Genomic DNA, 23554 nt, shown 5'->3' on the forward strand with positions numbered 1-23554 from the left:
TCAGCCGAACTGCACCAGTTCGAGCGAGGGCAACGGCCCACCGGGGAATTGCGTCAGGCGCCCACCTTCGGCGAGCTCGCCAAGGTCGATAGCGGCGAAGCCCAGTTCATCTATCAGTGCGCTGACCTGGTTTTTCGCGTGATTGTCGTCACCGGCCAGGAACAGCACACGCCGGCCGCCGCGCTCGGCGGGATCGGCGATGAGCAGTCTGGGGTTCAGATGATTGAACGCCTTCACTACATGGGCGCCCGGCACCAGGTCGGCAAACACCTCGCTTGAGGTGCGGCCATGCAGATCGATAGGGTTGAACAGCGGCGCTTCGATCGGGTTATTGCTGTCGATGACGACTCGTCCGCCGAAGTCCGGCAGTCCCGAAAGGGCCGCTGGTAGCTTCGACCAGTTCACCGCGACCAGCACGATGGCTTGCGCTGCCGCCTGTTCACGGCTGCCGGCACGGATGCTCGGGCCGATGGATTGTACAAGGACTTGCAGACTCTCTGGCCCTCGGCTGTTGGAGAGAATTGCCGGAATGTTCCGACGCGCCAGGGCGCGTGCGAAGGTCGCGCCGATATGACCGGCACCAATGATGCCGATGGAGGGCAATTTGCTCATGCTGGGACTCCTTGAGGGCTGAAGTGTCGGAAAACTGTGGGGCAGGCTGACTGGCCTGCCCCGGCATACTCAGGAGGTCAAACCGCCGTCAGCGAGGATGTCCGCACCTGTGATGAACGAGGCTTGCGGGCTGGCGATGAATGCTACGAGGCTGGCAATTTCGTGTGGCTCTCCATAGCGACCCACCGCCATACGGGGGGTCAGGAGCTGGGCAACCTCGCTATCGGCGGGGTTCATGTCGGTGTTCACGGGGCCTGGGTGGACGCTATTGACCGTGATACCGCGCGGCCCCAGATCATGTGCCAGGCTGCGGTTGAAACCGGCGACGGCGCCTTTGGTCAGGCTGTATGCGGCAAGTCCGGGCACACCTGCGTACTTGGTGACCGAACTGGCTATGTGGATGACGCGACCGCCTGCCTGCATGTGCCTTACCGCTTCCTGGGTGGCGACGAATACCCCGGTTACGTTGACCGCGAGCATCTTCTGGTAATCCTCGAAGCTGGTTTCTTCGAACTGGCTGAACACGCCGATACCGGCGTTATTCACCAGAATGTCGAGGCCTCCGAATGCTTCTACCGTCTTCGCGACGGCGGCGCGCACGGCCTCGGGGTCGGCTGCGTTGGCCTGGATCGCCAGCGCTCGACCGCCTGCCGATTCGATCTCGATGGCGACTTCTTCAGCCAATTTGGGCGAGCCGTTGTAGGTGAAGGCAACCTGGGCGCCGTCGGCGGCCAGGCGTTTGGCGATCGCTGCGCCGATAGAGCGAGAGCCGCCAGTTACGAGAGCCGTTTTGCCGGCCAGAGGAAGGGCGTGGGAAGAAATTACGTTGCTCATGGTTCACTCCGTTTGATTGCCGAGACATTCGGTGGAGTGACTATCGCGTTTTCATTCTTCTTTGATTAGCAGCTAATCATTTGGATTATCTTCAAGTATCTGTTTAAGATTGGTCTATGGAGACATTGGCCAACCTGGAATCATTCGTACGCAGTGCCGAGAGTGGCAGCTTCTCGGCGGCAGCGCGCCGGCTTGCGCTCACGCCGGCAGCGGTCAGCCGCAACGTCGCCATGCTGGAGCGCAACCTGGGTGTACGGTTGTTCCAGCGCTCGACACGCAAGCTGACGCTGACCGAGGCGGGCGAGTCTTTCTTGGCTGCGGTTGGCGACAATCTGGAGTCCTTGCAGAACGCTATTGCAGCGGTATCAGCCGATGATGGCCAGCCGGCTGGTGTGCTCAAGATCAGCGTGGCGCCATCCTTCGGAATCGGTTACCTGCTGCCTTTGTTGCCCGAGTTCCTGCAGCGCTATCCCCGCGTTCGCCCTGAATGGCATTTCGAGAATCGTACGGTCGACCTGATCGCCGAAGGCTACGATGCCGCCATCGGTGGCGGTTTCGAGTTGGCCAGCGGTGTGGTCGCCCGCACACTGGCGCCGCTGCACGTCATTGCCTTTGCCTCTCCCGCTTACCTGGCTAGGCACACGTTGCCAGCCGATCCATCAGGTCTGATCGAGCTGGACTGCATCGTCATGCGTTCGCTGTCGTCGGGTCGTATCCGTACCTGGAACATGCGCAATGCGCAGGGCGATGAAGTGATCGCGACGATGCGCGAAACCGTGGTGGTCAACGATCCAACTGCCGTGCGAGAGGCCGCGCGATTGGGCCTGGGGGTGGCGATGCTTGCCGTACCCGATGTACTGCCCGAGCTGGAGTCGGGGGAGCTGGTGCGGGTGTTGCCGCGCTGGTGGGCGGATGCCGGCGCGTTGTCGCTGTATTACCCCAGTCGCCAGTTGATGCCGGGCAAGACGCGCAGCTTCATCGACTTCGTGGTCGAGGCCTTCCAGCGCGAAGACTATGCACGGCGTTTTGCCGGGAGTTTGGGCTAGCTGAACGGTTCGTGCCGGTGCAGCCACTCAGCGTCACCGGCATGACTGATGGTCAATTACGCATGGCGCCGAAATGGGCGCAGCCACGCAGTACCTGGTCGTCGAGGCGTAGTTCGGTGCTGAGGTGATTGACCGTGCCGCTCATGCTGTCGACGCAGCGCTGCGGTGCCAACCACAGATCCAGACGCTGGCCGTTGGCTTCGCTGCTGAAATTCAGGCGGCCATCCGGTAGTTGCTCTTCCAGGTAGGGCAGGGCCAGTGGCTCCTGCTCGGGGCGGTTGAGTACCAGGCCCTTGCTGCCGACTTCCAGTTGCCAGAACGGCTCGTTGCCGCTGGCACGCAGGGTCAGGCGTTTGAAGTTGAGGTCGTCGCAGCCATGCCCCTCACCCTGCAGGCGATAGATCTGGCTGACTTCGAAGCGACCGTCGTTGCCTTTGCCCTGGCTGCCGCCCAGGCGACCGGCCAGATCGGCGAACAGGCTGGCCTGGCCATCATTGCCGAGCTGCATGACTTCGCGCTCGATGCCGGTGCTGCCGCCATCGATCAGCACGAAGCGGCGCTGCTCCTGGCAGGGGGTGAGGACGAGTTGACCATTTTCAACCTGGACTTGACCCTGCAGGCGGGTGGCCGGAGGTGGGCCTTCCGGCTTGCCGGTGTAGACCTGGCAGGCGGCCAGAAGCGGGAGGAGGGCGACGCTGGTAAGCAGGGAGCGGGTGATGGACATGGGTCTCTCCAGATACGAGCGGCCACCATAGCCACAGCGCGACCTCGGCTCAAGCCGTTTGCTTTGACTGAGCCGCGCGAGTACGGCCTAATTCGCCCGACCAACACTAGCCGAGCGCCTCCCGTAATGCCCAGCCCCGCCATGCGCCCCAGCACGCTTCATTTGCCCCAAGGCGACTGGACGACGGTGCTCGATTGCCTGTGCGATCACTTTCCCGCCATCGACCGCGTTACCTGGCTGCAGCGTATGGCGCGTGGTCGGGTGCTGGATGCGGCGGGCACGCCTATCGATGCCACGCATCCCTATCGGGTTGGCCTCAAGGTGCGCTATTTCCGTGAAGTGCCGAATGAGGCGCCAATCCCCTTCGACGAACAGGTGCTGTGGCAGGACGAGCACCTGCTGGTCGCCGACAAACCGCATTTTCTACCGGTGATGCCTGCCGGTGAGTACGTCGAGCAGACCCTGCTGGCACGCCTGATCAAGCGCACCGGCAATCCTGACCTGGTGCCGATCCACCGCATCGACCGACTGACGGCCGGCCTGGTGTTGTTCTCGGTCAACCGGGCCAGTCGCGGCCAGTATCAGGCGCTGTTTCGCCAGCGTGCGGTGGAGAAACGCTACGAGGCTATCGCTCCGGCATTGGCGCAGTTGCAGTTTCCCTACCTGCATCGTTCGCGCATGGTCGACGGTGAGCCGTTCTTTCGCATGCAGGAAGTCGCAGGCGAGGCCAACAGCGAAACGCGCATCGAGGTGCTGGAGCGCCGGGGTGAGTTGTGGCGCTACGGGCTGTCGCCGGTGACCGGACGCAAGCATCAGCTGCGCGTGCATCTGTCCGGGCTCGGCGCGCCTATTATCGGCGACGATTTCTATCCGCAGTTGCTGGAGTCGCGCAATCTGCCGGATGACTACAGCAACCCGCTCAAACTGCTGGCGCGAGGCTTGCGCTTCGTCGATCCGCTCAGCGGGCAGATGCGTGAGTTTGATAGCCAGCTGCAGTTGCAGTGGTAGGCCTATTGCGCATGGCGCACCCTGCGGAGCGGCGAGTCGTACGTCGTCGCGTAGGGCGTACTCGCGAAGCAGTACGCCGCAGGGGTGTCGCAACGGCGGACTGTTCGCTGGCGCTCCGAGCGGTCGGCGTTCCGATCCGTCCTACGCGTGGCTCTTGCACCAGAGCTTGAATAAGGGTTCTGCCAGGAACATCACCAGAAACAGCCGTAGCACCTGCAATGCAGTCACCAGCGCTACCGACAGCTGCAAGGCTTCGGCAGTCAGGCACAGTTCGGTGATGCCGCCAGGCATCATGCCCAGCATCAGCGATAGGTGGTCTTCGCCGGCCAACCAACCAAGGGCTTCGCCGAGCACGGCAGCGGCGAGCATCGCCAGCAAGGTGAAGGCCAGCACGCGGGCGAGAAAACCCGGTGCACTGCGGAAGAAGGCGCGATCGAAGTGACAGCCCAGAGCGCACCCAATCAGCCACTGACCGAGTTGGCCGAGGCCTTGCGGCAGGCCCAGATGCAGGTCGAAGCCGGCGCTGGCAACGGCGCAGACAGTCAGTGGGCCGAGCATCCAGGGGTTGGGTTGTTTCAGCCGGCCCCAGAGTATTGCTAGTAGAGCGCCAGCCGCGAGCAGGCCGATCAGCCAGGTCCAGTCCACCGGCGCGCGCGCAGGGGCGCTGACAGCGGGCAGGCCCCAGGTGAACAATGCCGGAATCAGTAGCACCACCAGCAGCAGACGCAGGCTGTGCGCCGCCGCCACTCTTGCGGGCTGAGCGTCGTGACGCAGGGCCAGGTTGACCATCTCGCTGGCGCCGCCAGGCATGCTGGCGAAGAAGGCGGTGGCGCGGTCGACGCCAGCACGACGCAGGATGGCAATGCCGATCAGGCTCAGCAGCAGCGTACCGAAGGCGCCCATCACGATCACGGGCAAGTGGCTGAGCACCTGTTCCAGCACTTCGCTGGTGAAGTGCAGGCCGATGCCGCTGGCGACCAGCCATTGGCCGGCCTTGCGCCCGCCCGGCAGTTCACTGAAGGCGCGATTGGCCAGGCAGCGCACGAGGATTACCGCCAACAACGAGCCGACCATCCACGGCAAAGGCCAGCCGGCGAGGCTGGCCAGGTAACCGCCGACCACTCCGGCCAGCGGCGTTACCCAAAGATCACGCGGCAGTGGCATCAGCCCCAGCCTTGATCTGCTTGCGTCGACGCATCCAGCGGATGCCCGGCAGGGCCAGCATCAGTACAACAAGCGCCCACAGCACCAGGGTGATCGGGCTGCCCCACAGGATGCCCAGCTCACCAGCGGAAATCGACAGGGCGCGACGCAGGTTGTCCTCCATCATTTCGCCCAGCACGAAGCCGAGAATCACCGCCGACAGTGGGAAGTCCAGCTTGCGCAGGATATAGCCGAACACACCGAGGCCGATCATCAGCACCAGGTCGAAGGTGGTGCTGTGCACCGCGTACACGCCCACCATGCTGATCACGGTGATGGCAGGTACCAGCACCCAGTTCGGTACGCTGAGCATGCGCGAGAACAGGCCGACCAGCGGGATGTTCATCACCAGCAGGATGACGTTACCGATGAACAGCGAGGCGATCAGGCCCCAGACCACATCTGGCTGCTGTTCGAACAACAGCGGGCCAGGGGTGATGTTGTACAGCGTCAGTGCGCCGATCATCACCGCGGTGGTGCCCGAACCGGGTACGCCGAGTGTCAGCATCGGGATCAGCGAGCCGCAGGCCGAGGCGTTGTTGGCCGATTCGGGAGCAGCCAGGCCGCGCAGGTCGCCCTCGCCAAACTTGCCCTTGTCTCCGGCCAGGCGCTTTTCTGTCATGTACGTCATGGCGCTGGCGATGGTCGCTCCGGCACCAGGCAGTACGCCAATCACGAAACCGGCGACCGAGCTGCGAATCATGGTCCAGAAGGTGAAGCAGTATTCCTTGAAGTTGAATAGCACGCGGCCGCTGGCTTTCACGGCTTTCTGGCCGTTGTGGGTGTTTTCCAGCATCAGCAGAATCTCGCTGACACTGAAGAAACCGATGACCACGATGACGAACTGGATGCCGTCGGACAGGCTGACGCTATCGAAGGTGAAGCGGTATACCCCGGTAGTGGAGTCCACCCCGACCGTGGCCAGGGCCAGGCCGATCAGGGCCGAGAGCAGGGTCTTGACCGGCTTGTCGCCGACCATGCCGCCGAGACAGGCAATGGCGAAGACCATCAGCACGAAGTACTCGGCCGGACCAAAGGCTACCGCCCACTTCGCCAGAATCGGCGCGAACAGCACCACGCCGCAGGTGGCGATCATGCTGCCGGTGAAGGAGCTGACTGCCGACAACGACAGGGCGATACCCGCTTTGCCCTGACGTGCCAGTGGGTAGCCATCGAGGGTGGTCATCACGGCAGCGGCATCGCCAGGCACGTTGAGCAGAATGGCGGAGATACGTCCGCCGTACTCGCAACCCAGGTAGACGGCGGCGAGCAGAATCAGTGCAGTTTCCGGCGGCAGGCCAAGGGCGAAGGCCAATGGCAGCAGGAGGGCGACGCCGTTGATCGGGCCCAGGCCCGGCAGCAAACCGACGATGGTGCCGACGAAGGCACCGAACAGCGCAACCAGCAGGTTGGTCGGCCGGGCGGCGACGTCAAAACCCTGCATCAGAAAATGTAATGTTTCCATCTCAGCTCTCCACCAACGCTTCGAACACGCCCAGTGGCAGCGGAACGTCTAGCGCATAATCGAACAAGGCATACAGCAATACGCCCATCAGCACGCCACTGATCAGGCATGGCACTACCCGACCCGTGAACAGCAAGCCCAGGACGAAGGTGGCCAGTGCCGTGCTCAGGACGAAGCCCAGGGGCTCGAAGAGCAGGGCGTAGGCCAGCAGGGTGAGGATGCATAAGCCTGCACGCTGCAGCGCGTGGCGGCTGAGCGCCTCCGTCTGCGGACCCGGCTTGAATACCAGCCAGGCGGCACCAGCAGCCATCAGGGCCAGCAGCAACAGCGGGTAGGCCCTCGGGCCGACAGGATCGTAGGCGAAGGGTGCCTGGAAGCCCCAGGCGATGACTGCGAGGCAGGCGCACAACAGCAGCCAGATCGCAGCGAACAGGCGAACGTACATAGCAATGGTCTCTTGCGTAGGGACAGGATCGAACGGCGGTGCAGTTCAATGGCGGGTTCGGCATCGGGCGACGCCGAACCCGCTGATGCACTTATTCCTGCATCAGGCCGAATTCACCGGCCAGGGTCTTGTACTCAGCGACCTGCTTGAACACCAGGGCCTTGAGTTCATCACCGGTCACCGACAGTGGCAGCAAGTCACGCTGTTCGCGCAGCTTGGCGAAATCTTCGCTGGCCAGAAGGGTATCGAACTGCTGTTTCCACCAGTCGAACTGCTCGTCGCTGACTTCCGGGCCCATGTAGAAACCGCGGATCACCGGCCAGGTGATGTCGTAACCCTGCTCTTTGGCGGTCGGGATTTCGGCCAGCTTGCCCGGCAGACGTTCATCGGAGAGCACCGCGAGGATGCGCACTTTTTTCGCTTCCAGCTGCGGGGTGACTTCGCCCAGGCCGCTGCTGGTGACCTGCACGTGGCCGCCAAGCATCGCGGTGAGGGTTTCGCCGCCGCCTTCGAAGGCGACATAACGCAGGTTTTTCGGGTCGATCCCGGCCAGGCGGGCGATCAGCGCGGTCTGCATCCAGTCCTGTCCACCGATGGTGGCGCCAGCGCCGAAAACGATGCTGGACGGATCCTTTTTCAGCGCCTGGACCAGATCGTCGAGGTTCTTGTAGGGCGAGTCGTCGCGTACGGTGATTGCGCCGTAGTCGGTACCGACTGCGGCCAGCCAGCGTACGGCGTTCTCGTCATAACGACCGAACTTGCCCTGGGCCAGGTTCAGCAAGGAACCGCTGGAAAAGGCGGTGATGGTGCCCGGATCCTTGGCGCGCTGGGCGACCACGGCGTTATAGGCTACGGCACCGACGCCGCCCGGCATGTAGGTGACGCGCATCGGCGCCTTGAGCAGACCTTCATCCTTGAGGCCGCTCTGGGCCAGCTTGCAGGTCAGGTCGAAACCACCACCGGGCTTGGCCGGGGCGATGCATTCGGGGCGCTTGGGTTCGGCAGCCAGCAGTTGACTGGCAAAGGCCAGGCAGGCAGTCGCCAATGCGGCGCGGGTCAGGACAGATTTCATGAGTGATTCCTCGCGAGTCTTGTTGTTGTTTACCAAATCGGCAGGGTGTAGCCGACGATGACACGGTTCTCGTCCGCGTCGCGGGCGAAGTCGGAGCGGAAACTGGCGTTGCGCACACGCACGTAGAGGTCCTTGAGTGGGCCGGTCTGCACCACGTACTTGAACTCGATGTCGCGTTCCCATTCGCCGCCACGGTCGTCGGAGCCGGCAACACGAGCATCATCGCCACGGATGTAGCGGGTCATGAAGGTCAGGCCGGGAATCCCGATGCTGGCGAAGTTGTAATCGTAGCGGGCCTGCCAGGAACGTTCGTCGGCGTTGGCGAAGTCGTTGATCTGCACGAAGTTGACCAGGAACGGATCGCTGCCATCGATGTAAGCAAAGCCGGTGTCGCCGCTCATGTCCTGGAAGCCCAGGCCGAACTTGTGGCTACCCAGGCCGTAGCTGACCATGGCGTTGAAGGCCTGATTGTCGACCTTACCGGCGTTGGCCGCGCCGCTGTCGCGGCTGACGATATAACGCACGTCGCTGCTCAGGGTGCCCGCACCGACTTTGTGGCTGCTGAGCAGACCAAAGAAGTGCTGGCGATAGATGTCATCCAGGTCGGCAAAGTAGTAACGGCCGGTGAAGCCGGGGGCGAACTTGTAGTCGACGCCGGCCAGGTCGAGGTGGTCGGCTTCGACGCCGGAGGTGAAGCGGCGGTTCTTGGCGTTGAGGACCATCTCTTCGGAGTTGGTCGAAGCGCGGTCGATGACCTTGTCCAGGCGGCCACCGGTAAAGGTCAGGCCTTCCAGTTCGGAGGAGGTCAGCAGGCCGCCTTCGAACACCTGCGGCAGCAGGCGGCTGTCACTGGCCTTGACCACCGGCAGCTCCGGCACGTGCGAGCCGTAGCGCAGTTCGGTGGCAGAGATCTTGACCTTGCCCGTCAGGCCCAGGCGGCTGAATTCGTCGGCGGAGCGGCCATCGTCGTGTACCGGCAGCAGATCGGTGCCGGTGCGGCCGCGACCGGAGTCGAGCTTGATACCGAGCAGGCCCATGGCGTCGACACCGAAACCGACAGTGCCTTCGGTGAAGCCGGACTGCAGGTCGAGGCGAAAGCCCTGGCCCCATTCTTCACGCTTGTTCTGGCCTTCGAACTGGCGGAAGTCGCGGTTCAGGTAGATGTTGGTAGCGGTGAGGCTGGCGCTGCTGTCTTCGATGAAGGCGGCGTTGGCGAGGGGGGCAGCGCCGGTAGCGGCGATGGCCAGGCAGAGCAGGCGAACAGGCGGCAGGGCCTGGCGTGAGGCTGCGAGCATCATGTGGTCTCCGTTTTTGTTCTTGTCGCCACCTGGCACCACTGCCAGGTCGCTTGAGCAGGTGGATCGAGCCACCTTGAAACGATGCTATGAGGGCAAGCTTTCACTAGGCTTTCATGGACGAAAGATTTTCATGATGGTGTGTTGTTGCGTCATGGCGGGTGACGCAAGGCTGCAAATCAGATGCTGCTTTGGCATTTGAGCAATTCACAGCAGCCGTGGCGGCGCTAAACTGCGCGCCTTTAACGATGCTGCAGCTGGAGGTGGCGGTGCGGATTCTGCTGGTCGAAGACCATCCGCAATTGGCGGAAAGCGTGGCCCAGGCGCTCAAAGGTGCAGGCTGGACGGTGGACGTGCTGCACGATGGCGTGGCCGCTGACCTTGCGCTGTGCAGCGAGGAGTACGCCTTGGCGATTCTCGATATCGGTTTGCCTCGTCTGGACGGCTTTGCCGTGTTGGCGCGCCTGCGTGACCGCGGTCAGACCCTGCCGGTGCTGATGCTGACTGCGCGTGGCGAGGTCAAGGACCGCGTGCATGGCCTCAATCTGGGTGCCGATGACTACCTGGCCAAACCCTTCGAATTGACCGAACTGGAAGCTCGAGTCAAGGCGCTGCTGCGGCGCAGCGTACTCGGCGGCGAACAGTTGCAGCGCTGCGGCGACCTGGTCTACGACCTTGGCGCGCGTCGTTTCAGCCTCGATGGCGAAGCGCTCAGCCTGACTGCCCGTGAGCAGGCGGTGCTGGAGGCGATGATTGCCAGGCCGGGCAGGGTGATGAGCAAGGAGCAGCTGGCGGCGCAGGTGTTCGGTCTGGACGAGGACGCCAGCCCGGATGCCATCGAAATCTACATTCACCGCCTACGCAAGAAACTCGAGGGCAGCGCCGTACGTATCGTCACCTTCCGTGGTCTTGGCTATCTGCTGGAAACGGTCGAGGCATGAGTCGTGGCGTCAGTCTGCGCGGGCGTCTGCTACGGCGCCTGGCGCTACTGTTGTCGCTGATCCTGCTGCTGAGCAGTTTCAGTGCCTACTGGAGTGCACGCCGTGCCGCCGATACCGCCTATGACCGCACGCTGCTGGCATCGGCGCGCGCAGTGGCCGATGGTCTGTATGCCGAGGACGGCCGGTTGCGCGCCAATATTCCCTATGTCGCGCTCGATACCTTCGCCTACGACAGTGCCGGACGCATCTACTATCAGGTGCTCGACCTGCAGGGTAATCAGGTTTCCGGCTATGAGGACCTGCCGCCAGCGCCGCCGGGCACGCCGCGTACTGACGATTATCCGGCGCTGGCGCACTTCTACGACGCCGAGTACCGCAACCAGGGCGTGCGTGTGGTCAGCCTGCTGCAGCCGGTCAGCGAACCGCAGCTCAATGGCATCGCTGAAATCCGGGTGGCGGAGACGCAGGGTGCGCGTGAGCGCATGGCTCGTGAGCTGCTGATCGGCACTCTGTGGCGCATGGGGTTGCTCTCGTTCAGCGCGCTGCTGCTGGTGTGGTTGGCCGTGAATCTGGCCTTGCGGCCGCTGGAGGCGCTGCGCAGGGAGGTGGCAGAGAGGGCCAGCGACGACCTGCAGCCGCTGCCGGATAGCGGTCTGCCGCGCGAGGTGCTGCCGCTGGTGGAGGCATTGAACCAGTTCAACGAGCGCTTGCGCGGTCTGTTCGAGCGGCAGTCGCAGTTCATCGCCGATGCCGCGCATGAGTTGCGCACGCCGCTGGCGGCACTGAAAGCGCGTATCACCCTGGGCTTGCGTGCCGAACAGCCCGAGGAGTGGCGCAGTACCCTTGAACAGGTGGCGCAGCAAGGTGATCGTCTGACTTCGCTGGCCAATCAACTGCTGTCCCTGGCGCGTATCGAGAGTGGTGCGCGAGCCATTACCGAAGGCGGCGCGCAGCGTATCGACCTCGCCCAGCTGGCGCGTGAGCTGGCTCTGGCCATGGCGCCACTGGCTCACGCCCGCGGCGTCGCGCTGGCGCTGGAGGCCGACCAGCCGGTGTGGATCGATGGCGAACCGACGTTGCTCAACGAGTTACTGAATAACCTGCTGGATAACGCATTGGCGCATACACCAGCCGGTGGCAACCTGATCATCCGCGCACTGGCGCCGTCGGTGCTTGAGGTCGAAGATGACGGCCCGGGCATTCCCGAGGCCGAGCATGAGAAGGTGTTCGAGCGTTTCTACCGACGCAGCAGCCTGGGTAGTGGTGCAGGCCTTGGTTTGGCCATCGTCGGCGAGATCTGTCGCGCTCACCAGGCTCGAATCAGCCTGCATCAGGTGCAGCCGCATGGCCTGCGGGTACGTGTCGAGTTTCCGCTGTCAGTGGCTGAGGCTTAGCGGCTGCTGAATCTCCAGCAGGTACTGGGAAACCTTGCCACTGTCGCGCAATTGATTCAGGCCACGGTTGAAGCGCTGCATCAGCTCGGCATTGCCCGGCACCTCGCGCGACAGCAGCAGATGCAGGCTGTCGCTGCGCAGGGGCTTGCGATGAAAGCTCAGGCGCTGGCGCTCGGCAGCGCTGAATTTCTGATAGAGCAGGTCGAAGCCCACCACCTTGTCCACGGGAAACAGATCGATGCGTCCGGCCAGCAACTGGCGCAGGCCCTGTTCATCACCGGTCAGGCGCACCACCTTGAGTTCACCGGCGGCTTCGGCACGTTCGAAGGCTTCGCCGTAGTCATAGCCACGAGTACCTGCAATGCGCAGGCCGCGTAGATCTTCGACATCGCTCCAGTCAAACGCGTGGATCTTGCGGTGAAACAGGTAGTAACCGCTTTCGACCACCGGCTCGCTGATGTGAAAGCGCTGCTCGCGTTCGGGATTGGCAAGCCAGACGGCGCTGCCGTCGCGCAGGCCCTGTTCGGCCATTTTCAGCGAGCGGGCCCAGGGGTGAAATTCCCACTGTACTTCGACGCCCTGCAACGCGAACGCCTCGGCGACGATGCGTGAGGCCACACCATGGTGGGGTAGGGTTTCACCGAGATAGGGCGGCCATTCGCCGTTGGTCAGACGTACCTGTTCGGCAGCCTGCGCGCTGCCGAACAACAGGACGAGCAGGACGAATGCGTAACGCATGGCTCTACTTCCTCAAGCGAGTCGTTCGAGTGTAGAGGCATTTTGTGATCTACGTCCCTGTAGTTCACCCTTCGGGCCGTCGCGCAGTGACGTCAAAAATTGCTCCCGACAATTTTTTGCCATCCGTGGCGAGATGCTTTTACTGCAGCATGCTCATGGCTGCTTCCATGGCAGCGGAGAGGTCTTCGTCGGCCTGCATGTCGACCTGCGGATCAAGGCCGAGCTTGGCGAACGCTGGCACCTTGCTCCAGTCCAGCTGGGTGTAGGGGTGCTCGCTGCCCAGGTAGCTCTGCAGTGTGGCGACCTGAACGATATCGACATAATCGACTTTGGCCGAGTCGCGCGTGAAGTCCAGATACTGGCTCGGCACGATGGCGATGGGCTCGGGAAATTCCCAGGTGCGCAGGATCTTGTCGCCGATGATCGGGTGAATCTGCTCGATGACATGGTTGAGGCTGATGGAGTCGGCCAGCAGCTCGTTATGCTCTTCGGCGTAGGTGAGGATCGGTAGCACGCCGATCTGGTGCACCAGGCCGGCGAGCGTAGCCTGGTCCGGCATCAGGCGGGTGTAATGACGGCACAGCACGTGGCAGATACCGGCGATCTCGGTGCTCTTGTTCCACACCTCGCGCATCTTGCGGTCGACCACGTCGCTGGTGGCCTGGAACATCTGCTCCATGGCCAGGCCGGTGGCCAGGTTGCAGGTGTAGTTGATGCCCAGACGGCTGACGGCCATCTGCAGGTCGGTGATTTCCTTGTTGCTGCGCAGCAGCGGGCTGTTGACCACCTTGATGATGCGCGCGGTGAGGGCTGCGTCGTTACCGATTACCTTGCTGATCTGCGGGATGCCCACGTCCGGGTCTTCGGCTGCTTCACGCACCCGTAATGCCACCTCGGGCAGGGTGGGCAGTACCAGCTCATCGTTTTCGATGGCGTGGATCAGTTCCTGTTGGACTTTTTCGGCAAGCTTGCTCATGAAATAGCTCTCTTAGGCGATCCGAGGCGGCGCCGGGGAAGTTTAGTCAGCGCTGGATTTCCTGGTCGGCATCCAGCTGATAAGGCAGGTCGAGCAGGGTCAGGGGTGGGCCTTCACTGCTGCCGAGATGAATGCGGCCGTCGTTCACGGCGTCTTCCTGTAATACGGCGAGCAGCTCGATGGCGTCGCCGGCCTGTGCCGCCAGCACTACTTCGCCAACGCTGGAGCCATGCACCGGTGAGAACAATTCGACGCCGACGGCCGGTAGCTCTGCAGCGACCAGACGCAGGCTTTGCAGGCGGCGCTTGAGCTTGCCCAGGTACTGCATGCGCGCGACGATTTCCTGGCCGGTGTAGCAGCCTTTCTTGAAACTCACGCCGCCGAGGGCTTGCAGGTTGATCATCTGCGGGATGAACAGCTCACGTGTGGCGCCGAACACCTGGCCCACGCCCGCACGGACCTGAGCCAGCAACCAGTCGTTCAGTGGCGCCTGCGGCAGCTGAGCGGCCAATTGGGCTTGCAGCTTTGGCGCTTCCTCTGCTGGCGACCAGAGCTCGGCACGGCCATCACTCAGGCGTACGGCGAGCAGTTGGCCGGCGCTGGCCAGGGAATCACTGGCGGTGCCCAGCTGCAGATCGAGCTCGCTCAGCACGGCATCGGCGCCCGCCAGGCCAAAACGGACCCAGGCGGCGCTTTCGTCGCTGAGCTTGGATTTGGAGAACACCGCATATTTCTGCAGATCGGCCTGCTGCGACTCGATCAGTTCGCGTGCCATGGCCAGCAGGTAGCCGTCTTCTACCGGGACGATGCGAAAGCTCGACAGCATGCGGCCCTTGGGCGTGCAGCGGGCGCCAAGGCTGGACTGGCTGGCACTGAGGTAATTGAGGTTGCAGGTCACTTGGCCCTGCAGGAACTTGGCTGCGTCCGCGCCGCGTACGGCGAGCAGGCCTTCGTGATCGAGGAGTGTGAAGTAAGCGCTATCGGCCATGATGCAAATCGAATCGCTGAATAAAGGTCAGGGGCGTCATCATAGTGGGCAGGGTGGGGCCTTGTCAGCGCAATTGCGCAGCGTCTCGGTGAACAGCGAGGCAATTCGCCGTTATACTGCCGGCCTCGTTCGAGGAGTCCGTTGCATGGTTGAGCAAAGTGAACTGAATCGCCTGTTCTGGCATAGCCGCCGTGGCATGCTGGAGCTGGACGTGCTGCTGGTGCCTTTCGTCAAGGAGGTGTACCCGAGCCTGGATGCCGAGAACCAGGCGCGCTATCGCAAGCTGCTTGAGTGCGAGGACCAGGACATGTTCGGCTGGTTCATGCAGCGCGGCGAGCCCGAGGACGCTGACCTGCGCCATATCGTGCGCATGATCCTGGACCGTGTCCAACCCAAGTGATGCCTTCGAGTGCCGTTGGCAGCCCTCACGCTGGCTGCTGAGGCTCTACCTGTCGGTCCAGGCGCTGGCCCTGCTGGCGCCGTGGCTGGCCGACATTCCCCTCTGGTCAAAGCTGCTGTCACTCGTGGCATGCCTGGCGCATGCCGCCTGGGTGCTACCGCGACACGTCTTGCTGACTGCGCCACAGGCCGTCACGGGTTTGCGTCGTGATGGATTCGGCTGGCATCTGTACAGCGTTGCAGCAGGCTGGCAGGCGGTGCAACTGCGCCCGGACAGTCTGGCGTTGCCGCTGGCGGTGGTGCTGCGCTATCGCCTGCCAGGCCAGCGTTTCAGTCGTGGGCTGTGCATTGCCCGCGATGCGTTGGCGCCCGAGCAGCATCGGCGCCTGCGCTTGCGCCTGAAGTTCAGCCGGCGGCGCTGGGCTGAGCCAGGGACGTCGGCGTCAGAATAGTGTCGCGGGCTTCGGCCAACTGCTCGGGATAGTCGAGGGTGTAGTGCAGCCCGCGACTTTCATGGCGTTGCATGGCCGAGCGGATCATCAGCTCGGCGACCAGCGCGAGGTTGCGCAGCTCGATCAGGTCGCGACTGACCTTGTAGTTGGAATAGAACTCGTCGATCTCGTCCAGCAGCAGGCGCACGCGGTGTTGCGCGCGCTGCAAGCGCTTGTTGGTGCGCACGATACCGACGTAGTCCCACATGAAACGCCTCAGCTCATCCCAGTTGTGAGCGATGATCACGTCCTCGTCGGAGTCGGTCACCTGGCTGGCGTCCCAGTCCGGGAGGTTGCTGGGCATGCCGATAGAGTCCAGCTGCTCGATGATATCGGCGCAGGCTGAACGCGCATAAACGAAGCATTCGAGCAGCGAATTGCTGGCCATGCGGTTGGCGCCATGCAGGCCGGTGAAGCTGGTTTCGCCGATGGCGTAGAGGCCGGGTACGTCGGTGCGGCCATGCTGATCGACCACCACGCCGCCGCAGGTGTAATGCGCCGCGGGCACCACCGGGATGGGCTGCTTGGTGATGTCGATGCCAAAGCCCAGGCAACGTTCGTAGACAGTGGGGAAATGACCCTTGATGAACTCGGCCGGCTTGTGACTGATGTCCAGGTACACGCAGTCGACGCCCAGGCGCTTCATTTCATGGTCGATGGCGCGGGCAACGATATCGCGCGGTGCCAGTTCGGCGCGCTCATCGAAGCGCTGCATGAAGCGTTCGCCGCTGGGCAGCTTGAGCAGGCCACCTTCGCCGCGCACGGCTTCGGTGATCAGGAAGCTCTTGGCCTGCGGGTGATACAGGCAGGTAGGGTGGAACTGGTTGAACTCCAGGTTGCCGACGCGACAGCCGGCACGCCAGGCCATGGCGATGCCGTCGCCACAGGCACCGTCGGGGTTGCTGGTATAAAGGTAGACCTTGGCCGCGCCGCCGGTGGCGAGAATCACGAAGCGCGCGCTGAAGGTGTCCACTTCGCCGCGCTCACGATCCAGTACATAAGCGCCCAGACAGCGCTCGCCATCCAGGCCGAGCTTGCGCTCGGTGATCAGGTCGACGGCAACGCGCTGCTCCAGCAGCTCGATGTTCGGGCGTTGTCGGGCCTGCTCCAGCAGGGTGTTGAAAATTGCTGCGCCAGTCGCGTCGGCAGCGTGGATGATGCGCCGATGGCTGTGGCCGCCCTCGCGGGTCAGATGGAACTCGAAGCCGCCGTCCTCGCGCGCGGTTTCATCGTCTCGGGTGAAGGGGACGCCCTGATCGATCAGCCACTGGATGGCCTCGCGGCTGTGTTCTACGGTGAAACGCACGGCGTCTTCGCTGCACAGCCCGGCACCGGCGTTGAGGGTGTCGGCGACGTGTGATTCGACCGTGTCGGTATCGTCCAGAACGGCTGCCACGCCACCTTGCGCCCAGTAGGTCGAGCCATTGGCCAGCTTGCCTTTGCTCAATACCGCGATGCGCAGATGGGAGGGTAGGGTGAGGGCGAGCGTCAGGCCAGCGGCGCCGCTGCCGATGACCAGAACATCATGCTGGAAGTGTTGGCTCATGTCCGAGTTCCGCGTGAAAGCGAGCCCTAGTATATAGAGAGGGGCAGCGGCACAATAGGTGGCTTATGACCGACCGCGGTGCTCGGGAACTTTCTTAGTCGTTAAGGTTCCATAGAGGGTCGCCCATATAAGGGAGAGCGCTTGCGCGTGCCTGCATCTGAAGTCAGCGGAGGGTGTGGAAATGAGCGGCGATAAGATTATTTGCGCGAGCGGAAAGGTTCCGCTGGCGCCATTCCAGGCAGAGGGAAGAAAACTCTGCGGGAAGCTTGCTTGGAGGGGAGAACTTTTGCGTAAGACCCGAGTCTATCTTGGCAAGCTGATTCGCTTACGGGCGCAGACCTCCTCCGAGCGTTATGAGGAGAGTGCATGCTAACCCAGGAAGATGATCAGCAGCTGGTCGAGCGAGTGCAGCGCGGTGACAAGCGTGCCTTCGATCTGTTGGTGCTGAAGTATCAGCACAAGATCCTCGGTTTGATCGTGCGATTCGTGCACGACACCCACGAGGCTCAGGATGTCGCTCAGGAGGCTTTCGTAAAAGCCTACCGAGCGCTTGGAAACTTTCGCGGTGACAGCGCGTTCTATACATGGCTGTACCGCATCGCCATCAACACGGCGAAGAATTATCTGGTGTCACGCGGTCGGCGGCCGCCAGATAGTGATGTCAGTAGCGATGACGCGGAGTTCTATGACGGCGACCACGGCCTGAAGGACATCGAGTCACCGGAGCGGGCATTGCTGCGCGACGAGATCGAAGCCACCGTGCATCGAACCATCGCCCAGTTGCCGGATGATTTGCGCACGGCCCTGACCCTGCGTGAGTTCGAAGGCTTGAGTTACGAGGACATTGCCGGCGTCATGCAGTGTCCGGTAGGTACGGTGCGTTCGCGGATCTTCCGTGCGCGTGAGGCAATTGATAAGTCCCTGCAGCCTCTGTTGCAGGAAACCTAAGGCAGCGGCGACAGCCAAGAGAGGAACACCATGAGTCGTGAAACCCTGCAGGAATCGCTGTCCGCGGTGATGGATAACGAAGCGGACGAACTGGAACTGCGGCGTGTGCTCGCAGCCAGCGATGATGGCGAGCTGCGCGGCACCTGGTCGCGTTACCAGATCGCCCGTGCAGCCATGCATCGTGAGCTGTTGGTGCCGCAACTGGACATCGCATCTGCGGTTTCCGCGGCGCTGGCCGACGAAGCCGTCCCGGCACGCAAGGCGCCGATCTGGCGTAGTGTCGGGCGCGTAGCCGTCGCAGCATCGGTGACCGTTGCAGTGCTGGCGGGTGTGCGCTTCTACAATCAGGATGACCTGAGCGGCGCCCAATTGGCACAGCAGGAGGCTTCTCCGGTACTCTCGGTACCGCAGGTGCAAGGTCCTGCGCTGCTCGCTGGTTACAACAGCAGCGAGGAAGCCGGCGAAGCCGCCGAAGCAGGCACTGCCAGCTGGCATGAGCAGCGCTTGCCGAACTACCTGCGTCAACATGCGCAGGAAGCCGTGATGGGTACCGGTGAAACCGCTCTGCCTTATGCTCGGGCTGCAAGTCTGGAAAACCGCTAAGCGCTAAGGAGTCACATGCGCGCGATTCCCCTCTACCTTCTCGGTGGTCTGCTGGCGTTGCCGGTTCAGGCCTCCGAGGTGCAAGACTTGCTCGGGCGCCTCGCTGCGGCAGAGCGCCAGCAAAGCTTCCAGGGCACGTTCATCTATGAGCGCAATGGAAGTTTTTCCACCCATGCCGTGTGGCATCGGGTAGAGGAGGGGGGCGAAGTTCGCGAGCGCCTTCTGCAGCTCGATGGGCCTGCCCAGGAGGTGCTGAAAGTTGATGGCCAGGCTCAGTGCGTCACTGGCGCGTTGGCTGACCAGGTCAGTGAAGGGCAGGCTTGGCCTGCTCGCCAGTTGGCTGTCGAGCAATTGAGCAACTGGTATGACATTCGTGTCGTGGGTCAGTCGCGCATAGCCAATCGTCCGGCAGTCGTTCTGGTGCTGGCGCCCAAGGACCAGCATCGCTACGGCTTCGAATTGCACTTGGACCGGGAGACCGGTCTGCCGTTGAAATCCCTCCTGTTGAACGAGCGTGGCCAGCTACTGGAGCGCTTCCAGTTCGCTCAGCTGGATACCTCTGTACCTGTTGAGGATGCCATGCAGCCGAGTTCGAGCTGCAGGCCGGTGCGTTTTCGTGCTGCCGACAGCATGGCCGAAGGTACCTGGCGATCCGACTGGCTGCCGCCGGGCTTTACTCTGACTACTGCGCAGGTACGCCGCGTGCCTTCCGCTGATGATCCCGTCACCTATCTCATGTATGGCGATGGCCTGGCGCGATTCTCGGTTTTTCTCGAACCCCTGAAAGGTCGCGTCGTCGAGGATGCGCGCAGCCAGCTGGGCCCAACCGTCGCGGTTTCGCGGCGGATGAGTACCGACTCTGGTGATGTCATGGTGACCGTGGTGGGTGAGATTCCCTTGGGGACTGCCGAACGCATCGCCCTGTCCATGCGCACCGGAGTGCCTGAACAGGCTAGCCAATGATCGAGGAGCAGGGGCGTGTAGTGGCGCTCGAGCCCGGCGCTGTCTGGGTCGAGACGCTGCGCAAGAGCACCTGCTCCAGTTGTTCGGCCAATGCCGCCTGTGGTCAGGGCCTGATGGATCGTCTCGGTGTAGGCCGACAGCGCGGCTATGTGCGCGCGCTCAGTCAAATGCAGCTGGCGATTGGCGATAGCGTGATCATCGGTGTGCGCGAAGATCTGCTGGTGCGCAGTTCTCTGCTGGTTTATCTGCTTCCGCTTCTGGGTCTGTTTGCCGCAGCGCTGCTGGCGGACGGTCTAGGTCTTTCCGAACCTCTGGTGATCCTGGCAGGCCTGAGTGGCCTGTTCGCCAGTTGGCTGATGGTTCGCTGGCGCGCCGCTCGCGTTGCCGAGAACCCCTTATTGCAGCCCGTTGTCCTACGTACGCTGCTGGTCACTGTGCCAGCGGCCGGTTGAGAGTGTCCGAGTTTTACATGGGGAGTCGTAGTTCGATGAGAAAACTCAAGTCCATTGCGCCGTTGTTGGCGGTTGCCTTGCTCTGGGGGCAAAGTCTGCTGGCTCAGGCCAGCCTGCCTGATTTCACTGATCTGGTAGAAGAGGCCTCGCCTGCGGTGGTCAATATCAGTACCCGTCAGAAGATGCCCGAGCGCGCCGTTGCCGGGCAGCCAGGCTTGCCTGATCTGGAAGGGCTGCCGCCGATGTTCCGCGAGTTCTTCGAGCGCAGCATTCCCCAGATTCCGCGTAATCCGGGTGGTCGCCAGCGCGAAGCGCAGTCGCTGGGTTCCGGTTTCATCATCTCGCCGGACGGCTACATCATGACCAACAATCATGTGGTCGCTGATGCCGATGAAATCATCGTGCGTCTGTCTGATCGCAGCGAGCTGGAAGCCAAATTGATTGGTGCCGATCCGCGTAGCGACGTCGCGTTGCTCAAGGTCGAGGGCAAGGACCTGCCTGTGGTTCGCCTGGGTAAGGCCGATGACCTGAAGGTCGGCGAGTGGGTGCTGGCCATCGGTTCGCCGTTCGGCTTTGATCACTCGGTGACGGCAGGGATCGTCAGCGCCAAGGGGCGTAACCTGCCGAGCGACAGCTACGTACCGTTCATCCAGACCGATGTGGCGATCAACCCGGGCAACTCTGGCGGCCCACTGTTCAACCTGCAAGGTGAAGTGGTGGGTATCAACTCGCAGATCTTCACCCGTTCCGGCGGTTTCATGGGGCTGTCCTTTGCCATCCCGATGGAAGTGGCCATGCAGGTGGCCGACCAGCTCAAGGCTGATGGCAAGGTGACCCGCGGTTGGCTCGGTGTGGTGATTCAGGAGGTGAACAAGGATCTGGCCGAGTCCTTCGGTCTGGACAAACCGGCTGGCGCGCTGGTCGCCCAGGTGCTTGAGGATGGTCCGGCGGACAAGGGCGGCCTGCAGGTAGGTGACGTGATTCTCAGTCTCAATGGCAAACCGATCATCATGTCGGCTGACCTGCCGCACCTCGTGGGTGGCCTGAAGCCGGGTGAGAAAGCCGAGCTGGATGTCGTACGTGATGGCTCGCGCAAGAAACTCAACGTCACCGTCGGCACGTTGCCGGAGGAAGGTCAGGAACTGGCGTCGTCCGGTTCGGCGCAGGGTGGCGAGCGCAGCAACAACCGCCTGGGCGTTACTGTGGTGGAGCTGACTGCCGAGCAGAAGAAAGGCCTCGACCTCAAGGGCGGGGTGGTAGTCAAGGAAGTGCTCAATGGACCTGCGGCCATGATTGGCCTGCGTCCTGGTGACGTGATCACCCATCTGAACAATCAGGCCATTGACTCCACCAGCACCTTTACCCAGGTGGCGCAGGATCTGCCGAAGAATCGTTCGGTGTCCATGCGGGTGCTGCGTCAGGGGCGTGCCAGCTTCATTACCTTCAAGCTGGCCGAGTAACCCAGGTACGTTGAAGAGGGCGCTTTCGGGCGCCCTTCTTCGTATCTGCACCAGCGCTGTGCAGACGTGACGCCGTTGCGAGGGATCGGGTACAATCCGCGGCTATTTTCGGCAAGCGTCTTGCCCGTGCCTTCTTTGAGTGTTGATCTGTGAGTGACCTGAGTCATATCCGCAATTTTTCCATCATTGCCCACATTGACCACGGCAAGTCCACCTTGGCTGACCGTTTCATCCAGATGTGCGGCGGTCTCACCGCGCGTGAAATGGAGGCTCAGGTCCTGGACTCCATGGATCTGGAGCGTGAGCGCGGCATCACCATCAAGGCCCACAGCGTCACGCTGCACTACAAGGCGCAGGACGGCAAAACCTATCAGTTGAACTTCATCGATACGCCCGGCCACGTCGACTTCACCTACGAAGTCTCGCGTTCGCTGGCTGCCTGCGAAGGTGCGCTGCTGGTGGTCGATGCTGGTCAGGGCGTCGAGGCGCAATCGGTTGCCAACTGCTACACCGCCATCGAGCAGGGCCTTGAGGTCATGCCGGTGCTGAACAAGATGGACCTGCCGCAGGCCGATCCGGACCGCGTCAAGGACGAGATCGAGAAGATCATCGGCATCGACGCCACCGACGCCGTGGCCTGCAGCGCCAAGAGCGGCATGGGTGTGGACGAGGTGCTTGAGCGCCTGGTGCACACGATTCCTGCCCCGACTGGCGATATCGAAGCACCGCTGCAGGCGCTGATCATCGACTCCTGGTTCGACAACTACCTGGGCGTGGTCTCGCTGGTGCGTGTGCGTCACGGTCGGGTGAAGAAGGGCGACAAGATCCTGGTCAAGTCCACCGGCAAGGTGCACCTGGTCGACAGCGTTGGTGTCTTCACGCCGAAGCACACCGCTACTGCTGATCTGAAAGCCGGTGAAGTAGGCTTCATCATCGCCAGCATCAAGGACATCCACGGTGCGCCGGTGGGCGATACCCTGACCCTGTCTTCGACCCCGGAGGTCGAAGTGCTGCCAGGCTTCAAGAAAATCCAGCCGCAGGTCTACGCTGGGCTGTTTCCGGTGAGCTCCGACGACTTCGAGGATTTTCGCGATGCCCTGCAGAAGCTGACGCTCAACGATTCGTCGCTGCAGTACATGCCGGAAAGCTCCGATGCCCTGGGCTTTGGCTTCCGTTGCGGCTTCCTCGGCATGCTGCACATGGAGATCATCCAGGAACGCCTGGAGCGCGAGTACGACCTGGATCTGATCACCACCGCGCCGAGCGTGATCTACGAGCTGGAACTCAAGACCGGCGAAACCATCGTCGTCGACAACCCCTCCAAGCTACCGGACGTTTCGTCCGTCGCCGATTTCCGCGAGCCGATCGTCAACGCGACCATCCTGGTACCGCAAGAGCATCTGGGTAACGTCATCACCCTGTGCATCGAGAAGCGCGGCGTGCAACGCGACATGCAGTTCCTCGGTAGCCAGGTGCAAGTGCGTTACGACATGCCGATGAACGAAGTGGTGCTGGACTTCTTCGACAAGCTCAAGTCCACCAGCCGCGGCTATGCGTCGCTGGACTATCATTTCGATCGCTACCAGTCCGCCAACCTGGTCAAGCTGGATGTACTGATCAACGGCGACAAGGTCGATGCCCTGGCATTGATCGTGCACCGCGATAACGCCGCCTACAAAGGCCGTGCGTTGACCGAGAAGATGAAGGAACTGATTCCTCGGCAGATGTTCGACGTGGCGATCCAGGCAGCCATTGGCGGCCAGATCATCGCGCGGACCACTGTCAAGGCGCTCAGAAAGAACGTACTGGCCAAGTGCTACGGTGGCGACGTGAGCCGTAAGAAGAAGCTGCTGGAGAAGCAGAAGGCCGGTAAGAAACGCATGAAGCAGGTCGGCAACGTGGAAATTCCACAAGAAGCCTTCCTTGCCGTGCTCAGGTTGGATAGCTAAGG

General features: G+C 62.4%; 24 protein-coding genes. 12 read left to right on the forward strand and 12 right to left on the reverse strand.

The window, feature by feature from the left end; all coding sequences use genetic code 11:
- Both JWV26_RS17900 and JWV26_RS17905 read right to left on the reverse strand, forming a co-directional pair.
- Positions 1-603 (reverse strand): NADPH-dependent F420 reductase, encoded by a 603-nt coding sequence (locus JWV26_RS17900; protein WP_072423720.1) that lies wholly within the window; start codon positions 601-603, stop codon positions 1-3.
- 78 nt (positions 604-681) lie between these two features.
- Positions 682-1446 carry a 3-oxoacyl-ACP reductase family protein gene (locus JWV26_RS17905; protein WP_206417468.1) on the reverse strand — a complete coding sequence of 255 codons (765 nt, stop codon included), beginning with the start codon at positions 1444-1446 and terminating at the stop codon, positions 682-684.
- 116 nt (positions 1447-1562) lie between these two features.
- On the opposite strand from JWV26_RS17905, the gene JWV26_RS17910 reads away from it, so the two are divergent.
- Entirely contained in the window at positions 1563-2492 is a 930-nt protein-coding gene (locus JWV26_RS17910) for a LysR family transcriptional regulator (RefSeq protein ID WP_206417469.1), read from the forward strand.
- Between the two features lie 52 nt (positions 2493-2544).
- Here the strand turns inward: JWV26_RS17910 and JWV26_RS17915 are convergent, their stop codons facing one another.
- Complete coding sequence (locus JWV26_RS17915; RefSeq protein WP_206417470.1) at positions 2545-3216, reverse strand: COG3650 family protein; 672 nt, start codon at positions 3214-3216, stop codon at positions 2545-2547.
- Positions 3217-3342: 126 nt separating this feature from the next.
- On the opposite strand from JWV26_RS17915, the gene JWV26_RS17920 reads away from it, so the two are divergent.
- Positions 3343-4224 (forward strand): RluA family pseudouridine synthase, encoded by an 882-nt coding sequence (locus JWV26_RS17920; RefSeq protein ID WP_206417471.1) that lies wholly within the window; start codon positions 3343-3345, stop codon positions 4222-4224.
- A 141-nt stretch (positions 4225-4365) separates the two neighbouring features.
- Here JWV26_RS17920 and JWV26_RS17925 read toward each other — a convergent pair whose 3' ends face one another.
- The 5 genes from JWV26_RS17925 to JWV26_RS17945 all read right to left on the reverse strand — a co-directional run bounded on the left by JWV26_RS17925 (position 4366) and on the right by JWV26_RS17945 (position 9704).
- Entirely contained in the window at positions 4366-5388 is a 1023-nt protein-coding gene (locus tag JWV26_RS17925) for an AbrB family transcriptional regulator (protein WP_079784236.1), read from the reverse strand.
- Positions 5372-6892: a tripartite tricarboxylate transporter permease gene (locus JWV26_RS17930; RefSeq protein ID WP_206417472.1), complete on the reverse strand. Its 1521-nt coding sequence runs from the start codon at positions 6890-6892 to the stop codon at positions 5372-5374. Before JWV26_RS17930 ends, JWV26_RS17925 begins: the two co-directional genes overlap by 17 nt.
- Before the next feature lies 1 nt (position 6893).
- Entirely contained in the window at positions 6894-7337 is a 444-nt protein-coding gene (locus tag JWV26_RS17935; protein WP_072422628.1) for a tripartite tricarboxylate transporter TctB family protein, read from the reverse strand.
- A 91-nt stretch (positions 7338-7428) separates the two neighbouring features.
- The gene (locus tag JWV26_RS17940) at positions 7429-8409 is read right to left on the reverse strand and encodes a Bug family tripartite tricarboxylate transporter substrate binding protein (RefSeq protein WP_072422627.1); all 981 of its coding nucleotides are present in this window, start codon (positions 8407-8409) and stop codon (positions 7429-7431) included.
- Between the two features lie 29 nt (positions 8410-8438).
- On the reverse strand, positions 8439-9704 hold the full coding sequence (locus JWV26_RS17945) for an OprD family porin (protein ID WP_241201317.1): 1266 nt from the start codon (positions 9702-9704) through the stop codon (positions 8439-8441).
- A 269-nt stretch (positions 9705-9973) separates the two neighbouring features.
- On the opposite strand from JWV26_RS17945, the gene JWV26_RS17950 reads away from it, so the two are divergent.
- The gene (locus JWV26_RS17950) at positions 9974-10645 is read left to right on the forward strand and encodes a response regulator (RefSeq protein ID WP_072423718.1); all 672 of its coding nucleotides are present in this window, start codon (positions 9974-9976) and stop codon (positions 10643-10645) included.
- The gene (locus JWV26_RS17955) at positions 10642-12039 is read left to right on the forward strand and encodes a sensor histidine kinase (RefSeq protein WP_206417474.1); all 1398 of its coding nucleotides are present in this window, start codon (positions 10642-10644) and stop codon (positions 12037-12039) included. The genes JWV26_RS17950 and JWV26_RS17955 overlap by 4 nt, the downstream gene beginning before the upstream one ends.
- On the opposite strand, the gene JWV26_RS17960 is transcribed toward JWV26_RS17955, so the two are convergent.
- The 3 genes from JWV26_RS17960 to ygfZ all read right to left on the reverse strand — a co-directional run bounded on the left by JWV26_RS17960 (position 12022) and on the right by ygfZ (position 14741).
- Positions 12022-12777: a substrate-binding periplasmic protein gene (locus tag JWV26_RS17960; RefSeq protein ID WP_072422625.1), complete on the reverse strand. Its 756-nt coding sequence runs from the start codon at positions 12775-12777 to the stop codon at positions 12022-12024. The genes JWV26_RS17955 and JWV26_RS17960 overlap by 18 nt on opposite strands.
- Positions 12778-12916: 139 nt before the next feature.
- On the reverse strand, positions 12917-13753 hold the full coding sequence (locus tag JWV26_RS17965) for an HDOD domain-containing protein (protein WP_017677773.1): 837 nt from the start codon (positions 13751-13753) through the stop codon (positions 12917-12919).
- Between the two features lie 46 nt (positions 13754-13799).
- Positions 13800-14741, reverse strand: a complete 942-nt coding sequence (gene ygfZ / locus JWV26_RS17970) for a CAF17-like 4Fe-4S cluster assembly/insertion protein YgfZ (RefSeq protein WP_206417475.1) — start codon at positions 14739-14741, stop codon at positions 13800-13802.
- Positions 14742-14886: 145 nt separating this feature from the next.
- Between ygfZ and JWV26_RS17975 the strand changes: the two genes are divergently transcribed.
- Entirely contained in the window at positions 14887-15141 is a 255-nt protein-coding gene (locus tag JWV26_RS17975) for an FAD assembly factor SdhE (RefSeq protein ID WP_017677771.1), read from the forward strand.
- Positions 15125-15592 carry a protein YgfX gene (locus JWV26_RS17980; RefSeq protein WP_074913018.1) on the forward strand — a complete coding sequence of 156 codons (468 nt, stop codon included), beginning with the start codon at positions 15125-15127 and terminating at the stop codon, positions 15590-15592. The genes JWV26_RS17975 and JWV26_RS17980 overlap by 17 nt, the downstream gene beginning before the upstream one ends.
- On the opposite strand, the gene nadB is transcribed toward JWV26_RS17980, so the two are convergent.
- Positions 15546-17177 (reverse strand): L-aspartate oxidase, encoded by a 1632-nt coding sequence (gene nadB, locus JWV26_RS17985; RefSeq protein WP_072422622.1) that lies wholly within the window; start codon positions 17175-17177, stop codon positions 15546-15548. The two genes, JWV26_RS17980 and nadB, sit on opposite strands and share 47 nt — an antisense overlap.
- A 366-nt stretch (positions 17178-17543) precedes the next feature.
- Between nadB and rpoE the strand changes: the two genes are divergently transcribed.
- The 6 genes from rpoE (at position 17544) to lepA (ending at position 23552) form a co-directional block, all read left to right on the forward strand.
- Positions 17544-18125: an RNA polymerase sigma factor RpoE/AlgU gene (gene rpoE, locus JWV26_RS17990; RefSeq protein WP_017677768.1), complete on the forward strand. Its 582-nt coding sequence runs from the start codon at positions 17544-17546 to the stop codon at positions 18123-18125.
- 30 nt (positions 18126-18155) lie between these two features.
- The gene (locus JWV26_RS17995) at positions 18156-18728 is read left to right on the forward strand and encodes a sigma-E factor negative regulatory protein (RefSeq protein ID WP_072422621.1); all 573 of its coding nucleotides are present in this window, start codon (positions 18156-18158) and stop codon (positions 18726-18728) included.
- Positions 18729-18743: 15 nt separating this feature from the next.
- Entirely contained in the window at positions 18744-19691 is a 948-nt protein-coding gene (locus JWV26_RS18000) for a MucB/RseB C-terminal domain-containing protein (RefSeq protein WP_206417476.1), read from the forward strand.
- Entirely contained in the window at positions 19688-20143 is a 456-nt protein-coding gene (locus JWV26_RS18005; protein WP_196455877.1) for a SoxR reducing system RseC family protein, read from the forward strand. Before JWV26_RS18000 ends, JWV26_RS18005 begins: the two co-directional genes overlap by 4 nt.
- Positions 20144-20178: 35 nt before the next feature.
- Positions 20179-21603: a DegQ family serine endoprotease gene (locus tag JWV26_RS18010; RefSeq protein WP_072422618.1), complete on the forward strand. Its 1425-nt coding sequence runs from the start codon at positions 20179-20181 to the stop codon at positions 21601-21603.
- Between the two features lie 149 nt (positions 21604-21752).
- On the forward strand, positions 21753-23552 hold the full coding sequence (gene lepA / locus JWV26_RS18015) for a translation elongation factor 4 (protein ID WP_072422617.1): 1800 nt from the start codon (positions 21753-21755) through the stop codon (positions 23550-23552).
- Positions 23553-23554 lie beyond the last annotated feature (2 nt).

Origin of the sequence: Ectopseudomonas toyotomiensis (genome assembly GCF_017167985.1) — a bacterium.
GTDB classification, from domain to species: domain Bacteria; phylum Pseudomonadota; class Gammaproteobacteria; order Pseudomonadales; family Pseudomonadaceae; genus Aquipseudomonas; species Aquipseudomonas toyotomiensis.